Origin of the sequence: Paenibacillus sedimenti (assembly GCF_014534655.1) — a bacterium.
GTDB classification, from domain to species: domain Bacteria; phylum Bacillota; class Bacilli; order Paenibacillales; family NBRC-103111; genus Paenibacillus_E; species Paenibacillus_E sedimenti.
Genome location: NZ_JACVVD010000001.1, coordinates 89156 through 111372, shown reverse-complemented (window position 1 = coordinate 111372; position 22217 = coordinate 89156). Strand labels below are relative to the sequence as shown.

The window sequence follows — 22217 nt, the reverse complement described above, 5'->3', positions numbered from 1 at the left end:
GACCCAAATAGAAGAAAGTCAGATAAAATATAGGGTTCTACATATTGTACATGACAATATGTGGAACCCTTATGTTTAACTTTCGTCATTCGTTAGTTGATGAAAACCAATTATACGTAATAAGGTCTCATATTACTTAACATCAATGACAATGCTGCCAAAAAGCTGATCGTTCATATAAACCAATAACTGCCAACGGCCGGAAGTAGGTAGCGACATCGATGAAGGGATACTGCGGTCAGCACCGTTGATCTTGCCTCCTAAATAATCTGCAGAAAACACATCAATCAATTGGTGAGTTCCCTTTTTCAAAGCTTTCACCTTAAAGTTACCGTTCAATTCCTCCTCCGATCCCCAGAAATGCCACATATATTTATTACTCCTTCCAGCAATGAAACCTGCATCAATGAATCCCACCTTATTGGGAATTCCACGCAATTGATGTGTTCCCGAAGTAAACAACGGGGTAATGTCCCATGAAGGTTCGGCCACCGACAGCACAGCATCGCCGTACAAGATACCGGATAATTCTACTTCATAACGCCAAAGTCCACTTAACGGTAGACCAAAAGAAGTAGTAAAACGGTCCAAATTGGAATAACCGCTGCTTCTCTCAATTATGATGTGAGGTGTTGCTGTCACAACCATACCGGTCTCTTTATGAATAGCCCGTATGGTTAGTATTTTCCCTTCAAATTGTTCGAATGGAGCGGTAAAATTGATCATATAACCGTAAGTTTTTCCTGCAGAAAGCTGCGGATCCGGATTAATTGTAAAAAGCCTCATTTTATCTTTTACATAGTCATAACGAACGGCCCACTTTCCATTTCTCTCATCTGAATGAATAGCCTTACCTGGTTCAGTTCTTTCCAAATAGGTAGGAAGTATTATTGTTAACATCATAGCTATGCTAAACAAAATAACGATAAAAGTAGGTCTCGTCCAGTAAACATGTTTCTTTCTCGAATTTTGGTTTGCCTTCTTTATGATCTGAGATTTTAAATTTTCATTGAAATGCGGCTTATCAAACGGAGATAATTTCATTAGTTCGTGCCAGTTCGGTTGCTTCCGATCCATACTTTCACTCTCCCTCGTTATCGGTTTCCAATATAACGGTTATTTTCGTGTGTGCTCTATGCAGCCTTGATTTTACAGTGCCTTGGGATATATTCAGCAGTTCAGCGATTTCTTTGGCGGTTAGACAGTAATGTGCATCTAAAATGACGATCTCCCTGAATTTCCTAGGAAGTTGAATGACAGCGCTCCATATTCTCTTGGTTTCCATCCTATCGAATAATTGGGATTCAGAGGATTGAAATCGTTAAAATCCAACTTTTCATCGTACATTCACCTCGAAAGGAGTAAACCCTGTCATACACTGCCAAAAAAACATCTTGGGAAAGATCATCGGCTGCATCAGAACTCCGAGTCAAAAAATAAGCAAAATTCAAAACGCCATTCCCGTAGTACTCCATCAAATCCTGCAGGATGTAGTTTTTATCATGAGTTTTTACCAAATATTTCAAATAATGTGGTTCCAATTTCATCACCTCTACTTAATAAGACCATCCAATAAGAAAATGGTTCCCCGAACGATTAAACTTTTGTAAATGGTCTAACCAGGGAAGAAAATGACGGAGGGTATTATCGTTTGAATGAACAAAAAGAGGAGCTGCAACATTGCAAGCTCCTTAAAGTCCCTTATGTCTAAACCTATTTTCCCTAATGATCAAAATACCCGATATAAGGTATAGAACTGAAGTAATTCCAAACTTGTTTCCGATAGAATATCTCCTTATCGGAATATTATCATGAGCCTCTTGTAATCCGAAGAGTAGGTCATGTATTTCATGCCCATGCAGCTAAAAACAACAGTTCGTATGATATCTTTTTATTTCTCATATTGAAAACTAATTTCCGGGCAGTTGAATGCCGCGCCAGCCGCTTAGATCGCATTGGCCATATTCATTATCACCCACAGCAACCACCGTGCCGTCCGATTTAAGCCCTACGGTATGGACACAACCCGCCGCAATCGCCACAATATCGCGCCAATCGCTTACATTACATTGGCCATACTCATTCCAACCCACAGCCGCCACAGTACCGTCCGATTTAAGGCCGATGGTATGATTACTACCCACCGCTATTGCCACAATACCGCGCCAGTCGTTTACATCACATTGGTCATGTTTATTCAAACCCACAGCCGTCACCGTACCGTCCGATTTAAGACCGATGGTATGAAGATAACCCGCTGCGACCTCCACAATATCGAACCAGCCGCTAACATTGCATTGGCGATACCGATTATTACCCGCTGCGATCACCGTTCCGTCCAATTTAAGACCGATGGTATGCCAGTCACCCGCCGTGACCTCCACAATATCATGCCAGCCGCTTACATTACATTCACCTTCATTATTTCGGCCCACTGCTACCACCGTGCCATCCGATTTAAGCCCAATGGTACGACACCAACCCGCCGCAACCGCTACAATATCGCGCCAGCCGTTTACATCGCATTGGTCATACTTATTCCAACCCACAGCCGTCACCGTGCCGTCAGATTTAAGTCCGATTGTATGAGCATTACCCGTGTTCGTCGCCATATGAACATTACCTGCCGCGACTGCCACAATATCGTGCCAGCCGCTTACATCACATTGGCCAAATTTATTATCACCCACAGCCGTCACCGTGCCGTCAGATTTAAGCCCAACGGTATGACGACGCCCCGCCGCTATGGTATCTTTAGGCCACCGTTTCACCTTTAACATCGCTTCTTTCGGTGAAATGTAATCCATGTTTCACCTCCCTGAAAACAAGACCTATTTTTTATATACGTTTCATCGTGATCAGCTAAGCTGCGAGAGTTGTACTTTCCATCAAAAAATATTACCACAGTCGTTCTTAGGTTTTGTTAACCTGCCCGTTAGTGCTGGGGTCAATATTAATTACTTGTTATAATGAAAGTATGCGTACGACTTCCTCTTTTACTTCTTCACCATCGAGAAATTGTCACATTCCATCGTCCTCATCATGTATTACATATAAATTAGAAGCTATTTTTCGAGTATTACGAGAGAATGAACCGTATTCATTCCTCCGCCTCCCATAGAACTTTGACTTACTACTTTCCATCCCTGTGATAACAATTCATTTAGTTCTTCTAGATTATTCTTTTTGTCGGTCAAGTAACTAACAATAATTGCTTTTTGCATATAATACGTACAACTCCCATTTTAGACTTGTGTTAATGAAGCTATTGTCCTCATTCGTTACTTTGAACAATACTTTATCTTTTTCATGGATAATACATAAATGTAATCCTCAATTATTTCCTTTTCATCGCTCTAACTGTATTCCCTAGATATTCCCATTATCCTTGTTCCACAATAATTATTAAGGTACTTTGTTTGTCTGATTATCGTTTCTTTCCGTAGTTATTTTTCATTCATTAATTGCTGTAATGCAGGCGGGTACGCAGGGTTCTTATCTACCGTGATTACCCGTGGCGATTAATTATGAGTTGAAGCTAAGGCCTTCCTAAAAAATCGTTGGCATTAAGTATGGTCGAATTCGCTTATCTATTTCGGGACCAAACTGATGTACCCAACGGTTAACAATATAATTCCCGCCAAATAATGTTTCCATTTGAACCTATTAGATGCTCGTTACATATTCATTTGCCTCATCCCATGTTTTCAGTCAGCCTATAATATCATGGGGGAAGTTTTTGCATTTTTGCACCACAATCGCAACAATTGATAGCTCGCACGGAAAGCTCTCGACTAAGCTGTTAGAATCTGAGCAGAACCTACAATAGAAATTATAAAAATGTAATTTTTGATACAGAATGTATCAGAAAAACCGTTTATTATACGTTATATATGTGTGTGTGAAAAACATAACAATGGACGGTTGCAAACTAAAGCTCATTTGCGAGATCCAACCACGGGAGATGAAAACATGAAAAGAATTCTCAAATTCAATACCTGATCTACTATGAATCGTTCGACCCCTGCGCAAATAAATGACTAACTCCGGCATAAATCACTCCGGAGCCATCAACGGAAACGGAAATTTATATATGTACAGCAACAATGGGATCGGGCAGCTTGGAAATGAATCCCAACAAACATCAGTACCCCTGTATCATCATGAATATATCCAATTAACCTAAAGGAGTTGGTTTTAGATGCATTTTAGCATAAAAAAGATAAGAATAGCGATCAGCCGTTTCATCATTTCCGTGCAATTATTAGCTCTCTTCCCCCTTGCTCCAACAGCATATGGAGCAGCACAAACTAATGATACATCAGTCTCTGAGGCTACTTATAACACAGTGATCACGAGCACTTATTTTACGAACACTGTGACTACCGGAGAAAGCTTATTTGAAATTGAGTCCCTAATCCAGCGGGATTCGGGTGATGCCACTGGTGTTCATAACGATACGGCTGCAAGCGGAGGCACTTGGGAAAGTTATAATGCCACTGCTGTCAGCGACTATGTAGAATACGACGTCAACATTCCCGAAGCCGGAAGCTACGCCGTACAGCTTATAGCCAAGAGCGGCCCTGGCCGAGGAATCGTACAGCCAGCCGTAGACGGTTCATCAATAGGCTCCCCTTTGGATTTGTACGCGTCGACCTATGCTTTTCAGAGCTTCGACCGGGGCAGCATCAATATTTCTTCCCCCGGTGTCAAGAAGTTCCGATTCACGGTTACAGGTAAACACTCGGCAAGCAATAGCTTTATTATTCCTTTGGATGCCATAAAGCTGATTAAACAAGCAGATTCTCTACCCCCATCAGCCCCCTCGGGCTTAACGGTTACCAATAAAACAGCAAGCAGCGTCGGTTTGTCATGGACCGCCGCCACAGATAATCTAGGCGTAACCGGATATGAGGTATACAACGGATCGACCAAAGTGGCATCGACTACCAGTACGTTTTATTCCGTTACTGGCTTAACTAGTAATACTGCCTATACCTTTTCCGTAAAAGCTCGAGATGCCGCCGGCAACGTATCTCCCGCGAGTAATTCCGTAACGGTAACAACAAGTGCGGCCGCAAACGGAATTATATACGAATTTGAATCCCTTACTCCGAGGAGCTCCGGCGATGCATCAGTTGTTCATGCTGACGCCGGCGCAAGCGGGGGCAGTTGGAGAAGCTACAATGCCAATGCTGTCGGAGATTATGTTGAGTATGATTTTAATGTTGCTGAAGCGGGAAGCTATACCCTCCTCTTAAAAGCCAAAGTAGGGCAGGGTAGGGGAACGGTGCAAACAGTCGTAGAAGGTTCGGCTCAAAGCACAGCTATAGATTTTTATGCTGCCGATTACGCCTTTAAAGATATACCATTAGGTACCGTGAACATCACGGCTCCCGGAAGCAAAAAAATCCGTTTTAACGTTACTGGCAAAAATTCAGCAAGCTCCGGATACTTGATTCCGCTCGATGCTATTCTATTTACAAAGCAAGCAGATACGGAGGCTCCTTCTGCTCCGTTCAACTTAACGGTTACAAGCAAAACGAACACTAGCGTCTCCCTTTCTTGGAATGCGTCCACAGATAATGTCGGTGTAATCGGCTATGAGGTATACAATGGCGCAACCAAGGTTGCTTCCATAACCGGGCCCTCCTATACCGTAACGGGCTTAACAGCCAATACGCCTTACACCTTCACGGTTAAGGCCAAGGATCAGGCAGGTAACCTGTCGGTAGCCAGCAATGCGGTAACAACGACGACCAGCCAATCTTTCAGCGATCTCTTATTTGAGGTCGAAAAATTAATCCAACGCGATTCCGGTGACGTAACTTCCGCGTACACGGATGCGTCGGCTAGCGGCGGTAGCTGGGAAATGTACAATGCAAACGCGCTTAGCGATTATGTGGAATATGAAATTAACCTGCCGGAAGCAGGAACTTATGCGATTTGGGTCAAAGGAAAGGCAGGCACTAACCGCGGTATAGCCCAATTGACGATCGAAGACTCTTCACAAGCGTCCCCTATCGATATGTATACTTCCGATTTTGCTTTCAAAGATTACAGCTTGGGAACTAAGTCGTTTACCATGACTGGAATCAAGAATTTCCGCTTTACCGTAAAGGGAAAGAATGCCGCCAGTACGGGTTACGCCCTTGCCCTTGACAGCATTAAGCTAATTAAACAAGTCGTAACCGACACTGAAGCTCCTACCGCTCCAGGCGATTTACAAGCAGAGCTTCAGCCGGACCAGTCCATCAAGCTATCTTGGAATGCGGCTTCAGATAATCAAGGGGTCGCTCATTATAAAATATTCGATGGTCCGAAGCTTTTGGGGACTTCCACGACAACCAGCTTCACGGAAGCGGTAAATCCGAATGCTACGTACCATTTTTCAGTAAGAGCAGTTGATGCAGCCGGCAATGTATCCGGACTTAGCAATATCCAGCACCTTGGAGCGAAAACAACGCTCTTTGATTCGTTCTCATATTCGGCTTCAGCCGTCATTAAAGCCGATTCCACATTGTGGCTATGGGGCTCTCACGTTACATCGCCCGTGAAAAATTCGATGATTAGCTCCGTTAGAAATGTTGCCACCGGCAGCGGCTCTCACCTTTCACTAAAAACGGACGGCACCGTTTGGGCTTGGGGAGGAAATTACTATGGCCAGCTTGGACTTGGCAATATCGCTTCTGTCCCCGCGCCGACTTCTATTAGCAGTATCGGCAAAGCATGGGCCGTTACGACATCGGATTCCGCTTACTACAGCCTTATTCTCAAAAATGATGGAACCGTTTGGGCTACCGGCAACAATTACAAAGGTCATCTCGGTGACGGCACGACTACCGGTCGCAATATTCCCGTAAAAGTGTTGGGACTCGATTCCATAGTCGCCATATCCGCCAGAGGCGATCATGCACTGGCCCTTAAGAGTGATGGAACCGTTTGGACATGGGGCTCCAATGTGCATGGCGCAGGTCTTGGAGACGGCACAAACACTCAGTCCGCTACCCCTGTAAAAGTAGCCAATCTGAATTCTGTTGTTGCCATAGACGCCGGTGGAGCTCATAATCTGGCGCTTAAAAGCGACGGTACGGTTTGGGCCTGGGGCTATAACGGTCATGGGCAGCTCGGGGACGGTACTTACACCCATCGTTCAACTCCTATTCAAGTTCCGGGACTAAGCTCAGTTAAGAACATTGCAGCCGGTAAATATCACAGCTTTGCTCTCAAAGAAGACGGCACCCTGTGGGCATGGGGCTCCAACAATTACAAACAGCTGGGTGTAGGTTCTATTTCCTACAGCATCAGCACCCCAACCAAAGTATCCAGCTTAAGCTCGGTTACGGCAGTAGCGTCAGGTGCCGAATCCAGCGCCGCAGTCGCTAACAATGGACTTGTGTACATGTGGGGAAGAAACGCGGAAGGACAGCTTGGAAACGGAACAAAGCTAGGTGAGCCGTTACATCCGACACAAGTTATCGGACCGAATGTAAACCCGGCTGATACGACGGCTCCTACTGCTCCAACCAACTTGAAAGCGATTGGCTCCTCCAACCTTCGGACCATGTCTTTAACATGGACGCACTCCACCGACAACGTTGGGGTCAGCGGGTACGATATTTACAATGGAACGACATTAATGACATCCGTTCAGCCGCAGTCTGCCAGCAATCAATTTACGGATCTGGAGCTGAATACTGCATATTCGTTTACGGTTAAGGCTAAGGACGCTTCCGGCAACGTATCCGCAGCAAGCAATATTGCGACCTTTACAACCCCTAAGGATACAACGCCTCCAAGCGCGCCTTATAACTTATCCGTATACAAGGCCTATGCATCGAGCATCGAGCTGTCCTGGAATTCGGGCAGCGACAATGACAGAATCGCAGGATACGACGTCTACGTAGACGGACGGTTAGCTGGAACAGCTTCAAGCACTTCGTTCAAGGTTACAGGCTTAACGCCCAAAACCTCCTATAGCTTTACGGTTAAAGCAAAAGATCCGTCAGGCAATGTGTCCTCCGCCAGCAATGCGGTAACCGGAACGACCACGGCCGATACGACACCTCCTGCGGCTCCCAAAAATGTTACGGTATCGGGAACTTCCGGTTCTACAATATCCCTCGCTTGGGACGCTGCAACTGATGATGTCGCCGTAACCTGGTACGAAATTTACGAAGGCGACCTCAAAATTTCCGAAACGGCAGGCACTGTTTTTACGGCTGTAGGCCTGAAGGATGGCACATCGTACACGTTCAAAATTAAAGCCAAGGATGCGGCGGGCAATACATCCCCATTCAGCGGCTCCGTTACGGCGAACACCGCGGACACAACGCCTCCGTCAAAACCGGCTAATGTGAAAGCTTCAGCCACAAGCGATACTAGTCTTACGCTCTCTTGGTCGGTTCCAAGCGATAACGTAGGGGTTACGGAATACAGCGTTTATCAAGGCTCTAGTCTGGTAGGAACGACATCCAACACTTCTTTGCTGGTTTCAGGCCTTAATACGTATTCCTCCTATCACTTTACAGTGAAGGCCAAGGATGCGGCCGGCAATGTATCCGTTCCTTCGGATATGGTGCTCATGTCCATCAAATCCCCGCTGCCTAAAACCTTAGGCGATGAGCAAACCTTGTTCATCCGAAACGACGGATCGCTATGGGGATGGGGCGATAATGTCCATGGACAGCTGGGAGACGGCACTGCAAGCTCACGAATACTTCCTATTGCTATCAGTACGTTAAGCTCCAAGGTGACGAAAAACGCCTCCAGCGCGTATCACAGTTTGGCTGTTAAGGAGGATGGAACGGTATGGGCGTGGGGCTACAACAAAAACGGACAGCTGGGGCTTGGAACTAGCGGCGATAACTATTTGCATTACTATTCACCTACCCAAATCAGCAGCCTCAGCCAAGTCAAAGACGTGGCTGTCGGCTGGAACCACAGCCTGGCGCTCAAAAGCGACGGCACGGTATGGGCGTGGGGCTTCAACGGCGTCGGCCAGTTAGGCCAGCATCCATACCAATTGGGAAGCTCGGCGACACCGGTTCAGGTTCAGTTTCCTTTCACCGACCCCATTATCGCCATAGCAGCTTCGGCTACTTACAGCGCAGCTATCCGTGGTGACGGTACCGTCTGGGTATGGGGAACCAATGATTACGGCATGGGAAATGAGAACATGACCTTAGCTTATTCTCCCGTTCAAATAACGGGGTTGGATTCCGTCGTAGCTATAGCCGCCGGTGAACATTATGCCCTGGCACTTAAAAAGGACGGTAATGTTTGGGCATGGGGGAACAACAGTCACGGTCAGCTTGGTAATGGTACTAAAACCAGCAGCTCCACGCCTGTCTTCATCCAAGGGCTCGCTAATATCCAATCTATCGCTGCCGGGAAAAAGCATAGTCTAGCCTTGATGAAAGACGGTACCGTTTGGTCATGGGGCAGCAATGAGTTTGGTCAATTGGCAACATCAGCCTCCGGAGAGTCCACTCTGCCAAGGAAGATATCTTACATCGAATCTATTCAAGCCATTTCAGCGGGATACGATCACAGTGCGGCGGTAACTCAGGCAGGAACAGCCTATTTGTGGGGTAAAAACTATTCCGCCCAGCTGGGGGACGGCACACGAACGCATAAGCTCGTGCCTACGCCAATCATTAGAGCCTCATTCGTATTCGTGGAGGCGGAAGACCTGGAGCTTGTTCCGACAAGAGGCACTATCGACCGATACGCGGATTCAGCGGCTTCCGGCGGGTATGCGATGGGTTATATCGATAACTATGGAGATAACCTGCAATTTTACAACCATTACACCCCTTCCACCATCATTAGGGTCCGCTATTCTGCGTTAAATACGGCTAAGCTGAGCCTTTACTTAAATAATGCCCATAATCAAGACGTCACTTTCGAATCTACAGGAGCATGGGAGGGAAGCTACGCTTACAAGTTGATTTATGTGCAAATTCCGAAGGGATCGACTCTAAAACTTCAATATGATCCTGGCGATGTTCCTGCCAATATTGATTCTATTGAGCTTTTCTAAGAAATGCCAAAAGGACCGTTTAGCCATGTCACAGGCTGAAACGGTCCTTTTTTATATTGGTGCTCTGGTTCCATCATCTAGTTAGGCGGGTTCCCTATGATAAATGCTACGCACCGCTTAGTCCATGCTAGAAACTGCCAAGAGCATGTTGATATTTAGTAAAAACTAATCTGGAGAGAACGGTGGATATAAGAGGACGTAATCAAAAATTTCAAATCTATATGCACATACCTAAGACGGGTGGGACAACCTTGGAAAAAAGTGAGTTTAATATTGAGACGTCTAATATGCAAAATAGATACTTTTGCGGCGGACATTGCCAATGCATCGATTATTGAGTTAATTGTATGATGATTTTCCTCCGCAAGTTGTATTAGAAATGGAACCACGAATTCTTTATAGTCTGGAACTCCTGACAAAAAAACACCACCATTCTGCACAAGTGCCTAGCTTGGCTAGGTGCACACTGCCCGTTAGCTTAATAACAGGATAATGATCAGATGTTGCACTTCTTGTTAATCCTATTATCTTGGTAAAATGGAAACCGCATCAAGTCCTATGCTTACTCCGAGAATTTGGTAAGTCCATTCTCGTAGAATCCCCATTATATTCAATACTAAAGACGCTTTTATTAGTATTCAATGTTTTCCCCTCCGTATGTTGAAACACGAAAATGTGTTTGCAAAAGAGCCTAATTATCCTTCCGTGCCTCGAAGTCAATACAAAATGTTTTTATTCAACATTGCTGCCAGTTACTTCAATGAAAAAAGAAGAGCTGCATCGGCTGCAAGGTCTCTCTGACTATTTATTGATCGTAACCTCAGCTTTGCGTTCTGGATCCAAATATCTATAGAACCCCGGGCTTAACTGGATGTCTCCTCCTGTCGTAAGCAGGTCTGGATATCGATCGACTTTTTTATTCGAACCATTCCCTCCTGGGGGAGTTGGGTTCATCTCCGGATAGGTGACTATTCCATCCTTTTTAACGGCTGTTTGCGAAATCCCCATAAATTTATCATTATCAGAGTAAGATTCTACAATTAGATCTGTTCCTTCTTTGTAATAAGTGAATGTAACAGGGTAACCGTCCAAGTCTGCACGTACGTTTCTCTTCTCATCATCTTGTAAATCAAGAGTGAGCCACAATTCTGTGGATCTTTTACTTATCCATGCTTCAGAGAGAAGCAGCTTCATTGGTACATTAGACCAGTCTTGGTACCACTCGGGTGCCTCGAAACGGATATACCATCCGCTTTTTTCAGTTCGCCAAAGTCTTCCTTCTATAGCTTGACCGTCCATCATCAGTGTTTTTTTATCGTAATGAACCCACGCTTGATTTGGATCGCCGCTAGCGAAATTATCATGAAGCATAAGCCGGATCTCCGTTGGCGTTACGACAAGCTCCCTCGCGTCCATGTCCGAATTAACTAGCTCAGATAATTGAATTGTTTTACGATACGTCGCTTCTCTGGCCTTTTTACCATCAGCTTCGAAAGATGCCTGCCAGTTCCCTTCGATCTGCTTGAACATATCCAAGTAGCTGATTTGCAACCGATAGTTATCAAGAGATGCCTCATTTACCAGAAATGTATCCTGCCGAAGAGTAAGATCTGGATGATCCGATGGAAGAACAGCTGAATAACTAGCGAAAATGGTCTCATCCCCTTTTAGAAGCTGAAGTTTTGGATCATTCCCGGCAGCATCTGGACTTATATAAGGGAGTTCGTATCGAAGCGTCAGCTTTCCATTGTCCAGCTCAACGGATACGATCTGCAATTGCCCATAAATCGATGTGCTGTCTACGATGTCTCCTGCCTTAACTTCACTTACCCAAGTTTGTAGGGGAATTTGCTTGTACTTAAAAAACTGCAGATTGTGCAGGGAAAGATCATAAGTTTCTTTTCCTTTGTTCAACAAGTTTTCCGTTTCTAATAAGCCCACTAATCGATTAGAAGAAGCCTCTCTTTTCATAATTTCTATCAACTGCGTACCTTCTATACCCGAACCAGATAATACCTTTCGCTCGAACTGAACTGCATCATAATCCGGCATCCCAGGAACTTCCATTGTGAATAAGATATCCATTCGTTCATCGTCGGCCACAACGCCTTTCAGCGATAGCGTCGTTCCCCCCGACTGTATATTGATGTCAAGCGGATTGCCGAATCCGTTATTCATCGCCGTAGTAATGCCCAGACGTCCGAATAAATCCTGCCAACCCATGGACATTCCAGCGACAACAGGTGCCATGATAATAACAGAACTGATGGCAACGACAGCGAGAGTTAGTCGTTTGCGGTAACGAGAGCGATACTTAATGTCGGATGCTTTCTGCAATACATGATGATGGGAGCTAGCATCAATTCTCTGCCACATCTCTTCAAAATCAGGCATTGGAGGATAATCTGCCTGTACACGTTTCAAAATGGTTTGCTCTACTAAATTATTCAAGGCATTCCCCACCTTTCATAACCATCTTAGTTTCGGTATTCAGATGTTTTTTGGCTAACTGCAAACCCTTGTTCAATCTTGATTTTACAGTACCGAGAGGGATATCGAGCACCTCGGCTACTTCAGCAAGAGGCAAATCATTAATGTAACGCAGCGTCATCACAGCGCGAATTTTTACAGGAAGCGCCTGCAGCCATCTCTCCAACTGCCGATCCCCCTCTATTCGTTCAAACACGGTCTCTGCCGGTTCCGACAAGTGCATGGTCTGCAGCAGAAATAGCTTAAGCTCTTTCAGCTTTCCACGTTTGCTTCGTTCCAGTTGATTTTTACATAAATTCACGGCAATTCGAATCAACCATGGCTTCATTTTCTCAATAGTACAGCGATCGATCTGAAAGGCCTTCACGAAAGTTTCTTGACAAATATCCTCCGCATCCGATACATGCTGCAGCATGTAATAGCATAGAAGATAAATATCTTTACGGTATGTCTCAAATAACTCGCGGTCCGTCAATCCCACAGCACCTCCTTCGGCTTTCTAATAGAGCTTCAGCTGAGCTTCTGTATATAAAGACAAAGATCTAGTTGTTTAGGTTCATGAATTATTAAGCATGAGGAAACTCTGCGTAAATACAATAAGCTGCCACTGAATTATCTCAGTACCAGCTCAATGGTTTATTGTACTCTTGTTTCCGTAAGTTCAGCAACAACTAGCGTTATTTGCATGCAAAATTTATTCTCTTTATCCCATAATGCTAGCGCATTTTTCTCGTGCCCACGCCTTCTCGATAAGGCTATTGCTCTGGGTAAAGAGTAACAAAATATCAAGCAATTAATGATTGACCTTCCTGATCAAATGCGGAATGTACAGAACAAGAAACACGGATCTTCCCAAAGCGAAAACAAGAAACGAAAACCAAAGTCCATTGTTGTGGTAAGAAGGAACGATGCTTGCCACAGCCAGCAGAAACAGGACCAGTGAAATCAACATGGAATTACGGATGGGATACGTAATCGTCATTCCTGTGAACACACCATAGAAAACGAGTCCGAAACCGGCGCTGATCGGAAACCAGATCAGCCAATGGCTATAAGTATTTGCGAGGTCTTGTATAACAACATGTTCCGTAAAAAAGGCAATCGTCGGCCGCTTGATCCACCCATATACGAAGCTCATGGAAAGCGCAGCGACAACTGTCCATATCCAGGAAAGTTTGAGCGTCCTTCTCATAAGCCGAATGCTGCTGGCTCCACGGGCTTGTCCTGCGTATATACTGCTGGCATTGCCGAAGCCATCAAAGAAGTAAGCCATGATATAGTGAATTTGCAGCAAAATGGCATTGGCCGCCAGCACATCAGTTCCAAGACCGGCGCTCTGCGAGGTGAACAGATTGAACATGACCAACAGACAGGCGGTTCGGATCATGAGGTCCCCGTTGGCAGACATATTTTTTTTCCATTCAGAAACCCGGAACCATTCCTTCCATCGGGAAGCCATATCTTTTCGCCACTGCTTCCACATCTGGGATCGAACAATAAGAAAGATACCGAGCACACATGCTGTCCCTTCGGCTATCAAAGTAGCTGCCGCTACACCGGCAACATTCCAATGAAACACCTGGACGAAAACCAAATCGAGGGCAATATTCAATACATTCATAAAAATCTGCATGAACAGGGTCGCCTTCAGACGGGTCAAGCCCATTAACCATCCGATAAGAACATAATTAATGAGTGTAAGCGGTGCGCCCCATATCCGAATAATGAAATACTGGGCCGCCTGAATGGAAACATCCGGTTCGGGTTGAATAAAGTAAAGTGCTGCACTCAAAATCGGTTTCTGGAGGGCGATGAAGACCATACCGATAAATAAAGCGATGATCAGCGGACGAATCAGGGCTGCGATTCCCTCATCCTTGTCCCCCGAGCCAACGGCCTGTGCCGTAAATGCAGAGGTGCTCACTCTAAGAAATCCGAACAGCCAATACAATGTATTGAAAATAAGCGTACCGACGGCAACGCCTCCCAAATAGGCCGGGTTGTTCAAATGACCGATAATTGCCGTGTCAGCCGCCCCGAGGAGAGGAGTCGTTATTGTCGAAATCGTTAACGGCAAAGCCAAAGCCAAGTATGCCCGGTGAGAGGGTAATTTAAGGGAGATATTCGTATTCATCATTCAAACATGGAAATGAGCTCTTGTGTATACGGATGGCGTTCCGCAGCAAAGAGATCTTCCTTTTCAAATCGGTCCACTATGATACCGCCCTTCATCACCATTATTTTTTGGCTCATCGCATACACAGCCGAAAGGTCATGTGAAATGAAGAGATAAGAGGTGCCTAACTGCTCTCGCAGCCCGTCCAGTAAACGGAGAACGGCGGCTTGAGACAGAACATCAAGACTCGAAGTCGGTTCGTCCAGAATAATAATTGCGGGTTCAATGCTAATAGCTCGAGCAATGGTCGCTCGCTGCTTCTGTCCGCCGCTCAGTTCATGAGGATAACGATTGGCCAGACTTGCCGGAAGTTCTACAGCTTCCAACAGCTGTGCGGCAAAGTCATTTTTATTCGTATAATGAAAGTGTTTCATCTTAGCCTGATCGCCGAATTGCAAATAGGGATCCATCAACGAATCTATTATTTTTAGCTTTGGATTCAACGCTGCAGAAGGATTTTGTAAAACCGCTTGGATATTTTTTCGATAGGGTCTTAAACTGCGTTCATTTTTGTTATGAAGAGGTGTGCCCTCGAACAGAATACTCCCCTTATCGATCGGCTCCATGTTTAAAAGGCAGCGAGCAAGCGTGCTTTTACCGCACCCGCTCTCGCCCACAAGGCCGAGACATTGCTTCTTCTCCATCGTAAAATTCACGTCCTGGAGCACGGCGGTTCCATGATCGTACGTTTTATAGACATGATTTACTTCCAACAGATTCATCGTATCACTCCTGCAAAAGTTAGTGGGTTCAGGCTTCTAAGTGATGGCGATGATTGGATCAGCAAATCGGTATAAGCATGCTTCGGATGATTCAGCACCTCGTTTTTATCACCTGTTTCAATGATTACTCCGTCTTTCATAACCGCAATGCGGTCTGCATATTTCTTTACGTGACGCAGATCATGGGTAATGAACAAAATCGCACAGCCGGTTTCCTCTTGCATACGGGATAATAGTTCCAGAACTCTGAAAGAAGATACACTGTCTAAGGCCGTAGTAGGCTCGTCGGCTATCAGTATATCCGGTTTAAGCAGGAGTGCAATCGCAATGGATACTCGCTGCAGTTGTCCTCCGCTTAATTGAAATGGATATCTGGTGTAGATTTCTTCAGATAGGCCCACAGAGACAAGCGCTGACTTGGCTTGCCGTATTCTTTCTGTTTTGGACAGCGTTAGATGTCTCCGTTGATATTCCTCGAAGTGATACCCTATCGTTAGAAAAGGAGTAAAGGACCCTTGGTAATCTTGAAAGATATAAGACAGACGTTTCCCTCGAATTTGACGCATTTCAGAGGAGGAGAGAGTTATTAAATTTTTATCTTCATACCATATTTCGCCTGTCGCTTGTAGGTTAGGGGACAGCAGCTGTCCGATTGCCGATGCAGTCATACTCTTGCCGCTGCCGCTTTGGCCAACAAGCGCAAACCACTCTCCCTCATGTATTTCAAACGAAATATCATGAACGATCCCATTTTGCCTACCAGCAATGGACAGATGATTCACGGTTAAAATGCTCACTTTTCAACCTCTTTTTTCACATCGAATTTATCACGCAAGTAATCGCCGAGTAAGTTGGACAGAAGAACGACAAACACAATCATTATTCCCGGATAAATCATTAAAGACGGATTGGATTGAAAATGAGGACGAGCATCATTGAGCATCGCACCCCATTCCGGTGCCGGGGGCTGCGCACCGAGTCCGATATACGAAAGAGATGAAATCAATAGAATAATTTTTCCTAAATCAAGGCTGGCAAGCACGAGTACATTCCCGATAATATGGGGAAACAGATGTTTCGTCATTATTCGGCCAGTATGAAGACCATTTATTTTAGCAATCGTAATATAGTCTTTCTGGCGTTCAGTCAACACTGTACTGCGCACAAGCCGGGCATAATTAACCCATTTTACCACCACTATTGCGAGTAACAGATTTTCAATACCCGCACCCAGTAAACCGCTCAACACGATCGCAACGATTGTATCCGGAAACGACAGGAAAGCGTCTGCTATTCGCATAAAAATCCGATCGATAAGACCTCCTTTAAATCCGGCCAATACACCAAACGGTACACCGATCACAACTGCAACCAGCAGTGCCAAGAGACCGTACCCAACTGTCAGCTGAGAGCCAAGCAGAAGACGTGTCAATACATCACGCCCCAGATGATCTGTGCCGAGCGGATGTTCGAAGCTCACCGGCAATAATCTTTCAGCCAGATTGACCAAAGACGGGTCATACTTCAGGACAAGGAAGGTGTATGCTACAACAACCACCGACAAAGCTAGCATGAAGAGCAGAGCGGCAACTTTCCAACGCTTCTTACTATTCTTGCTTTCCTTTGCAATCACTAACTCCATCAGCTGTTCTTCCTTTCCCTTAATCTTAGCTCCGGGTTTAAATACCGATAAGATAAATCGACAGCGCTATTTACAAGAAAAACGATAATCGCCATGATCAAAATGTACCCTTGGATCACCGGGTAATCACGCGATCTGATCGAATCAACCACCATCTTGCCGATACCAGGGTAGGCGAAAATAACTTCAATAACGACAACTCCGCCGATCAAGCTGCCCAGGCTGACACCGAATACGGTAATAACTGGCGGAAGGCTATAGCGAAATGCATGGGCGAAAAAAATCCGCATTTCCGACAATCCCCTTGAACGTGCTGCCCGTATAAATTCATTGCTTAGAGAGTCAAGCAAGCTCGAACGCAATAAACGGACGTAAACGCTTGTGATGGCAAGTCCTAAAGTAATGGAGGGAAGGACGGCAGAAATAAGTCCGTCCCTTCCCATTGGAGGGAGAATCCCCCATCGAACTGCAAATAAATCAATGAAAATCAGTGCCAGCCAAAAACTCGGGATAGCTGCGCCAAGCAACGACACTCCCCGGCTTATCTGGTCAATCCAACTTCCGCGATAAAGGGCACCGAGTGAGCCAAGGGGAATAGCCACACTGAGCATGACAATCAGCGAACCAATTGTCAATTCAATTGTTGCAGGCAGTCCACTTAAAATCATCTCCATCACAGGCTGATTCGTAATATATGAATTCCCGAAATCTAATTTGACAAAGTCAGCAAACCAGCGGCCATACTGGACTAAAAGCGGGTCGTTAAACCCTAATTCTTCGCGTAAAGCTTCGACTTGTTCATTCGTAACCGACACATCATCGACTCTAAGAATGGATAGAACCGGATCACCCGGAGCTAGACGCACAAAGAGAAAGCTGATAAACGTAATGACAAGAAGAAAGATCATGACCTCGATTAATCGCCGGCCTAGAATCTGAAGCATTTACTTGTTCACATCCAATTCATTCGTCAGCATATAGTATTCACTTCGGGATGTCATCCAGTTTTTAACTTTATCAGACTTATAAGCGACTAGTGTATTCGGATGCAAAACAAACGAATTATACACTTGTTCATCTACATACATTGCAATTTTTTCCGCTATAACCGAACGCTTTTCTTGTCCGACTGTTGCGTTTAATTCGTCGATCAGAGATGTTAATTTATCGTCATCCGCACCGCTGAAGTTCAAAGCGCCCTTTGGATGAAACGTTGCATTTAAATAGTAACCTGCATCACCGCGAGGTGCAGTTAAATTACTGTAGGTTGTTAAATCCCAATCTCGATTGGCAGCCATATACTCTTCAGGCTTTTCGATCAGTTGGATTTTCACGTTAATTCCCAACTTGCCAGCATCTGATTGAAAAACTTGTGCGATTAAGGGTAAGTCAGCACGCGAACTGTAAGTCAGGAGTTTAAATGTGAGCGGTTCGCCATTTTTTTGCATGACGCCATTGGCTTCTGTATATCCTGCTTCTTTGAGATATGTTCTAGCAGCCTCCAGACCACTCTTTTTCTCAGGATAGTCTGGCGCAAATGAAAAAGTAGACGGGAATGGTCCTGCAGCAACTTCTGCATGTCCCTTTAAAATGGTCTCAACAATAGCTTTACGATCAATTAATGCATCTACTGCCTTACGAACATTGACGTCTTGAAGGGGCTTCCGTTCCAGATTCATCGTCATTTGATGCACCCGGAAAGTGGATGTGGAGTCGATGGTCACACCTTTGACAGCTTTCAAATTTTCCAGGGATTCTACTGCAGGTCGGAACACGATATCAGCGGCTCCTGATTGTAGTGCAAGTGAGCGGGCATTCGCATCCGCATTAAACGAGAATCTTGCTGACTCCAGTTTTGCAGGTCCGTTCCAGTAACCGTCATAACGGATCAGGTCCACTGCGGTACCCGGCGTAAATGATGACACGGCAAAGGGGCCGGTCCCAATCGGCTTATTAATATAATCCGTTTCCGTTACGTCGATAATCGAAGTATTTGGATGAACCAATTCTGATGGAAATTCGGGAAAAGGAACCGTTGTCTTAATCGTCAATGTATTTGCATTTGCTTCTATCGATTCAATGCGCAATGCGTTCTTTATCGCACGACTATCTTTTATTGCCCGCTCCAGAGAGGCTTTCACAGCTGATCCATTCATCGTTTTGCCGTTTTGAAAGGTTACCCCGTCCCTGAGTTCAATCTTCCATATTTGGCCATCTTTACTATCCCAGCTTTTTGCAAGCCACGGTTCAATCGTTAAGTTCGTATCATTGAGGTGTACCAATGTTTCCGTTATTCCTGCGCGAAGCGACACATAACTTGTATCCACATTCGGATCAAGCGAGCTTGTTGCAAAATTAAAGAGCAGGTTTACCTTTTTTTTCTCCTCACCTTGTTTATAAGTAGCGTTTGAAGAGCAAGCTGCCAAAAAAATAGCTACTAGAAGTAAAAACAAAAATGATATGTACCGATTAGACATCATTCATTCCTCCACTATAAATTATTAAGATTGTATAATGTGTAATAATTACGGATAATACCCATACATAAGCCGGACTTTAAGTCCGGCTATGTACCCTTTGCTTTATCGTGAAATACCCATAAATTATTCCATGTAAAAGAAACAACTTTGTTCGTAAAGTTTACGCTATAGTAGTATAGCAGTCGCTTTTCTGCACGTCAATCCCTGCCCGGTACTTTCTAAGCAATCAGTCATAAGGATTTTCTATTCCCTCTTCGATCCTCATGAGCTTAAGAAACTCTCTCATGAAACCTGGAAGATCAGGCCATAATTGTCCTGATACAAGGTTTCCGTCTACATATGGCGTTTTGTTTGTATAGAAGGCACCCAGATTTTCCACATCGAAACGGCAGGCAGGATAGGCGGTCATGGTTCGCCCTTCAAAGTACCATTTTTTATTCAACGCATTCAGCACAAGCACAGCGTGACATATCGCGCCAACGGGCTTGTTCCTATCGAAAAAATGACTGACGATCCTGGGGATATGTCTGTCCAGTCGGATGTATTCCGGGGCTCTGCCGCCAGGAATGATCAAGCCGTTGTACGCTTCGGGAATGACTTCGCTAAACGAGATATGCGATCCCAGTTGATAGCCCGGTTTTTCTGTGTATGTATCCCATCCCTCGAAATCATGCACGACAGTGCGCAGTACTTTTCTATTCGGCGAAGCAATTACGGCCTCATAACCTTCTTCCAGTATCCGAAAGTACGGGTAATATACTTCTAAGGCTTCTACTGCATCACCTGTCAAAATCAGTATTCTCTTTGACATAAATGTCACTCCTTATAAAAAGCTCTCCTTTCAAATTCATACTCCCTCCTTAAGAAGGATATTCTATGTTCATTATTTTGCTAAGAAGGATTATTTCCCCAATTTCTTCGTCTGTCCATTCATTTCATTTATTGGTCGTTCAATTCGGACCAGCCGTCCGGAATACTCTTTATATGCATTTATCCAATTAGTGGAGCTGCAAATGTCGCCAGCTTCGTCCCCTTTTTCGGCGAAAAAGATTCGATCGCTTTTTTTGGTGGGATAAGAAAGAACTCCCCGTCAGCAGCCTCAGCGCAGACAGGGAGATATCAATTATTTAAAATGTCCGAACTAGATTACCAAGCAGAACGCAATTTCCAAATATCGAGAGTCTTTACTGTCACCGCATCTCCTACCGCATACAGATCGAGAGAGATGCTTGATGGATCAGGATAAATATTGTTGGTCAAAGCTACCCGGTAGTTGTCCGCATAAGCTTCAATGACACAAGTATCGAGAAAGATATGAAGCTGCAGCGTCTCTGAGGCATCTATACATACAGTTTGAACCCCATCGCTCCATCCGTCTGATTGACTTCTGTCAAACCTCAGTTCTCTCGTATGCAGATTGTAGCTAAGTAGTGTTTGCTGCTTGCGATCTTCGGAGGCTCTAACAACAAAACCTACTTCCTCCGCCTGGGAACCGGTCAGCTGGAACTCGGCCTTTATTTCCAAACAATCACTGGCTATGTAATCCGGGAGCAGTCGAGATCCTGGCACGATTTTAGCATTCGCATGATGATAATGTTCGCGCCGGAGCACCTGAAGCTCTTCAACCGGCGGGAATCTCAGCCTGCCATCCACATCCAGTTCCACGGTTCTTGGGGCCGACATGGCACCGCACCAGTTGTTTTTCCCCGTTGGACCGAAGTTTTTAAACCACGGCATCCAATCCCACGCGTTGATCCAAGCAATGATGATCCTTCTGCCCTTGGCATCCAGGAAAGATTGCGGAGCGTAATATTCGAAACCGGCATCCACATCGCCCATCGTATCCCATGTGAATTTGCCTGTTTCGTAGTCCATATCGCCGACAAGATAGATGGTTTTGTGCTCACCCATGCCCATAGGGGAAATCATCAGAACGTAGCGGTCTCCTAGCGGGAAGAAATCGGGGCATTCCCACATCGTGCCCATCGTGCCGTCGCTTTCAGCCAATACGCCGACATAATCCCACTGACGCAAATTCGGCGAATTATACAGAAGCGCCTTGCCTTTACCGTCTTTACTCGAACCCACGACCATATACCACTTGTCGTTATGCTTCCAGACTTTAGGGTCGCGGAAATTAGCGGAGCTGTCCTCCGGGGGAGCGGAAATGACCGGGTTGCCCTCGTATTTTTCAAACGTAATGCCGTCTTTGCTGGTAGCTAGATTTTGCGTCTGGATCACGATGCCGTCACGGATGACAGTTCCCGTATATAGCACGGATAATACGCCGTTATCGTCAACAGCACTCCCGGAGAAGCAACCGCCTCTTTCATCCAAGTCGTAGCTCTCGCTCGGAGCGAGTGCGATCGGAAGATGCTCCCAGTGAACCAGGTCCTTGCTTTTCGCATGTCCCCAGTGCATGGCCCCCCACTCGGGGGCGTACGGATAATGCTGATAAAACAAATGGTACTCACCTTTATAGAAAATTAGTCCGTTAGGATCGTTAATCCAGTAGGCAGGTGCCATAAAATGATATTTTAAGCGCATTAGGTCTTTATTTACCGCATCTTTTACCTTGGCTATGGAGTTTTCCGCTTTCAGCAATGCATCTCGATGAAGTGTTTTCGATGTCATTTATATACCTTTACCTCCATTATTTGGA

Annotated in this window: 16 protein-coding genes and 1 pseudogene; 1 reads left to right on the top strand and 16 read right to left on the bottom strand. The window is 45.2% G+C overall.

Features of this window, described 5'->3' with window-relative positions:
- Nucleotides 1-132: 132 nt before the first annotated feature.
- From ICC18_RS00375 to ICC18_RS33495, 6 genes and pseudogenes are all read right to left on the bottom strand, one after another.
- The gene (locus ICC18_RS00375; protein ID WP_188172408.1) at nt 133-1077 is read right to left on the bottom strand and encodes a DUF4871 domain-containing protein; all 945 of its coding nucleotides are present in this window, start codon (nt 1075-1077) and stop codon (nt 133-135) included.
- A 4-nt stretch (nt 1078-1081) separates the two neighbouring features.
- A complete protein-coding gene (locus ICC18_RS33505; RefSeq protein WP_223192226.1) occupies nt 1082-1285 on the bottom strand; it encodes an RNA polymerase sigma factor in 204 nt (67 codons plus the stop codon).
- Between the two features lie 19 nt (nt 1286-1304).
- A complete protein-coding gene (locus tag ICC18_RS33500) occupies nt 1305-1475 on the bottom strand; it encodes a sigma factor (RefSeq protein WP_223192285.1) in 171 nt (56 codons plus the stop codon).
- 435 nt (nt 1476-1910) lie between these two features.
- Nucleotides 1911-2807: an RCC1 domain-containing protein gene (locus ICC18_RS00365; RefSeq protein WP_188172407.1), complete on the bottom strand. Its 897-nt coding sequence runs from the start codon at nt 2805-2807 to the stop codon at nt 1911-1913.
- Nucleotides 2808-3065: 258 nt separating this feature from the next.
- Complete coding sequence (locus tag ICC18_RS00360) at nt 3066-3224, bottom strand: hypothetical protein (protein ID WP_188172406.1); 159 nt, start codon at nt 3222-3224, stop codon at nt 3066-3068.
- Between the two features lie 225 nt (nt 3225-3449).
- Nucleotides 3450-3627 (bottom strand): annotated as a pseudogene (locus tag ICC18_RS33495) (IS6 family transposase); the annotation flags it as partial.
- A 574-nt stretch (nt 3628-4201) separates the two neighbouring features.
- On the opposite strand from ICC18_RS33495, the gene ICC18_RS00355 reads away from it, so the two are divergent.
- Nucleotides 4202-10045 carry an RCC1 domain-containing protein gene (locus tag ICC18_RS00355; protein WP_188172405.1) on the top strand — a complete coding sequence of 1948 codons (5844 nt, stop codon included), beginning with the start codon at nt 4202-4204 and terminating at the stop codon, nt 10043-10045.
- Between the two features lie 801 nt (nt 10046-10846).
- On the opposite strand, the gene ICC18_RS00350 is transcribed toward ICC18_RS00355, so the two are convergent.
- From ICC18_RS00350 to ICC18_RS00305, 10 genes are all read right to left on the bottom strand, one after another.
- The gene (locus tag ICC18_RS00350; protein WP_188172404.1) at nt 10847-12496 is read right to left on the bottom strand and encodes a DUF4179 domain-containing protein; all 1650 of its coding nucleotides are present in this window, start codon (nt 12494-12496) and stop codon (nt 10847-10849) included.
- On the bottom strand, nt 12489-13016 hold the full coding sequence (locus ICC18_RS00345; RefSeq protein WP_312029459.1) for an RNA polymerase sigma factor: 528 nt from the start codon (nt 13014-13016) through the stop codon (nt 12489-12491). Before ICC18_RS00345 ends, ICC18_RS00350 begins: the two co-directional genes overlap by 8 nt.
- 312 nt (nt 13017-13328) lie before the next feature.
- Entirely contained in the window at nt 13329-14669 is a 1341-nt protein-coding gene (locus ICC18_RS00340) for an MATE family efflux transporter (protein ID WP_376745601.1), read from the bottom strand.
- Nucleotides 14669-15433 (bottom strand): ABC transporter ATP-binding protein, encoded by a 765-nt coding sequence (locus ICC18_RS00335; protein WP_188172401.1) that lies wholly within the window; start codon nt 15431-15433, stop codon nt 14669-14671. The genes ICC18_RS00340 and ICC18_RS00335 overlap by 1 nt, the downstream gene beginning before the upstream one ends.
- Nucleotides 15430-16230, bottom strand: a complete 801-nt coding sequence (locus ICC18_RS00330) for an ABC transporter ATP-binding protein (RefSeq protein ID WP_312029458.1) — start codon at nt 16228-16230, stop codon at nt 15430-15432. The genes ICC18_RS00335 and ICC18_RS00330 overlap by 4 nt, the downstream gene beginning before the upstream one ends.
- The gene (gene nikC / locus ICC18_RS00325; protein ID WP_188172400.1) at nt 16227-17075 is read right to left on the bottom strand and encodes a nickel transporter permease; all 849 of its coding nucleotides are present in this window, start codon (nt 17073-17075) and stop codon (nt 16227-16229) included. Before nikC ends, ICC18_RS00330 begins: the two co-directional genes overlap by 4 nt.
- Complete coding sequence (gene nikB, locus ICC18_RS00320) at nt 17075-18019, bottom strand: nickel ABC transporter permease (RefSeq protein ID WP_188172399.1); 945 nt, start codon at nt 18017-18019, stop codon at nt 17075-17077. The genes nikC and nikB overlap by 1 nt, the downstream gene beginning before the upstream one ends.
- A complete protein-coding gene (nikA, locus tag ICC18_RS00315) occupies nt 18020-19552 on the bottom strand; it encodes a nickel ABC transporter substrate-binding protein (protein ID WP_188173166.1) in 1533 nt (510 codons plus the stop codon).
- Between the two features lie 229 nt (nt 19553-19781).
- Nucleotides 19782-20366, bottom strand: coding sequence for a DJ-1/PfpI family protein (locus ICC18_RS00310; RefSeq protein WP_188172398.1), 585 nt, complete (start codon nt 20364-20366; stop codon nt 19782-19784).
- Between the two features lie 335 nt (nt 20367-20701).
- Entirely contained in the window at nt 20702-22189 is a 1488-nt protein-coding gene (locus ICC18_RS00305) for a glycoside hydrolase family 32 protein (RefSeq protein WP_188172397.1), read from the bottom strand.
- Nucleotides 22190-22217: the final 28 nt, after the last annotated feature.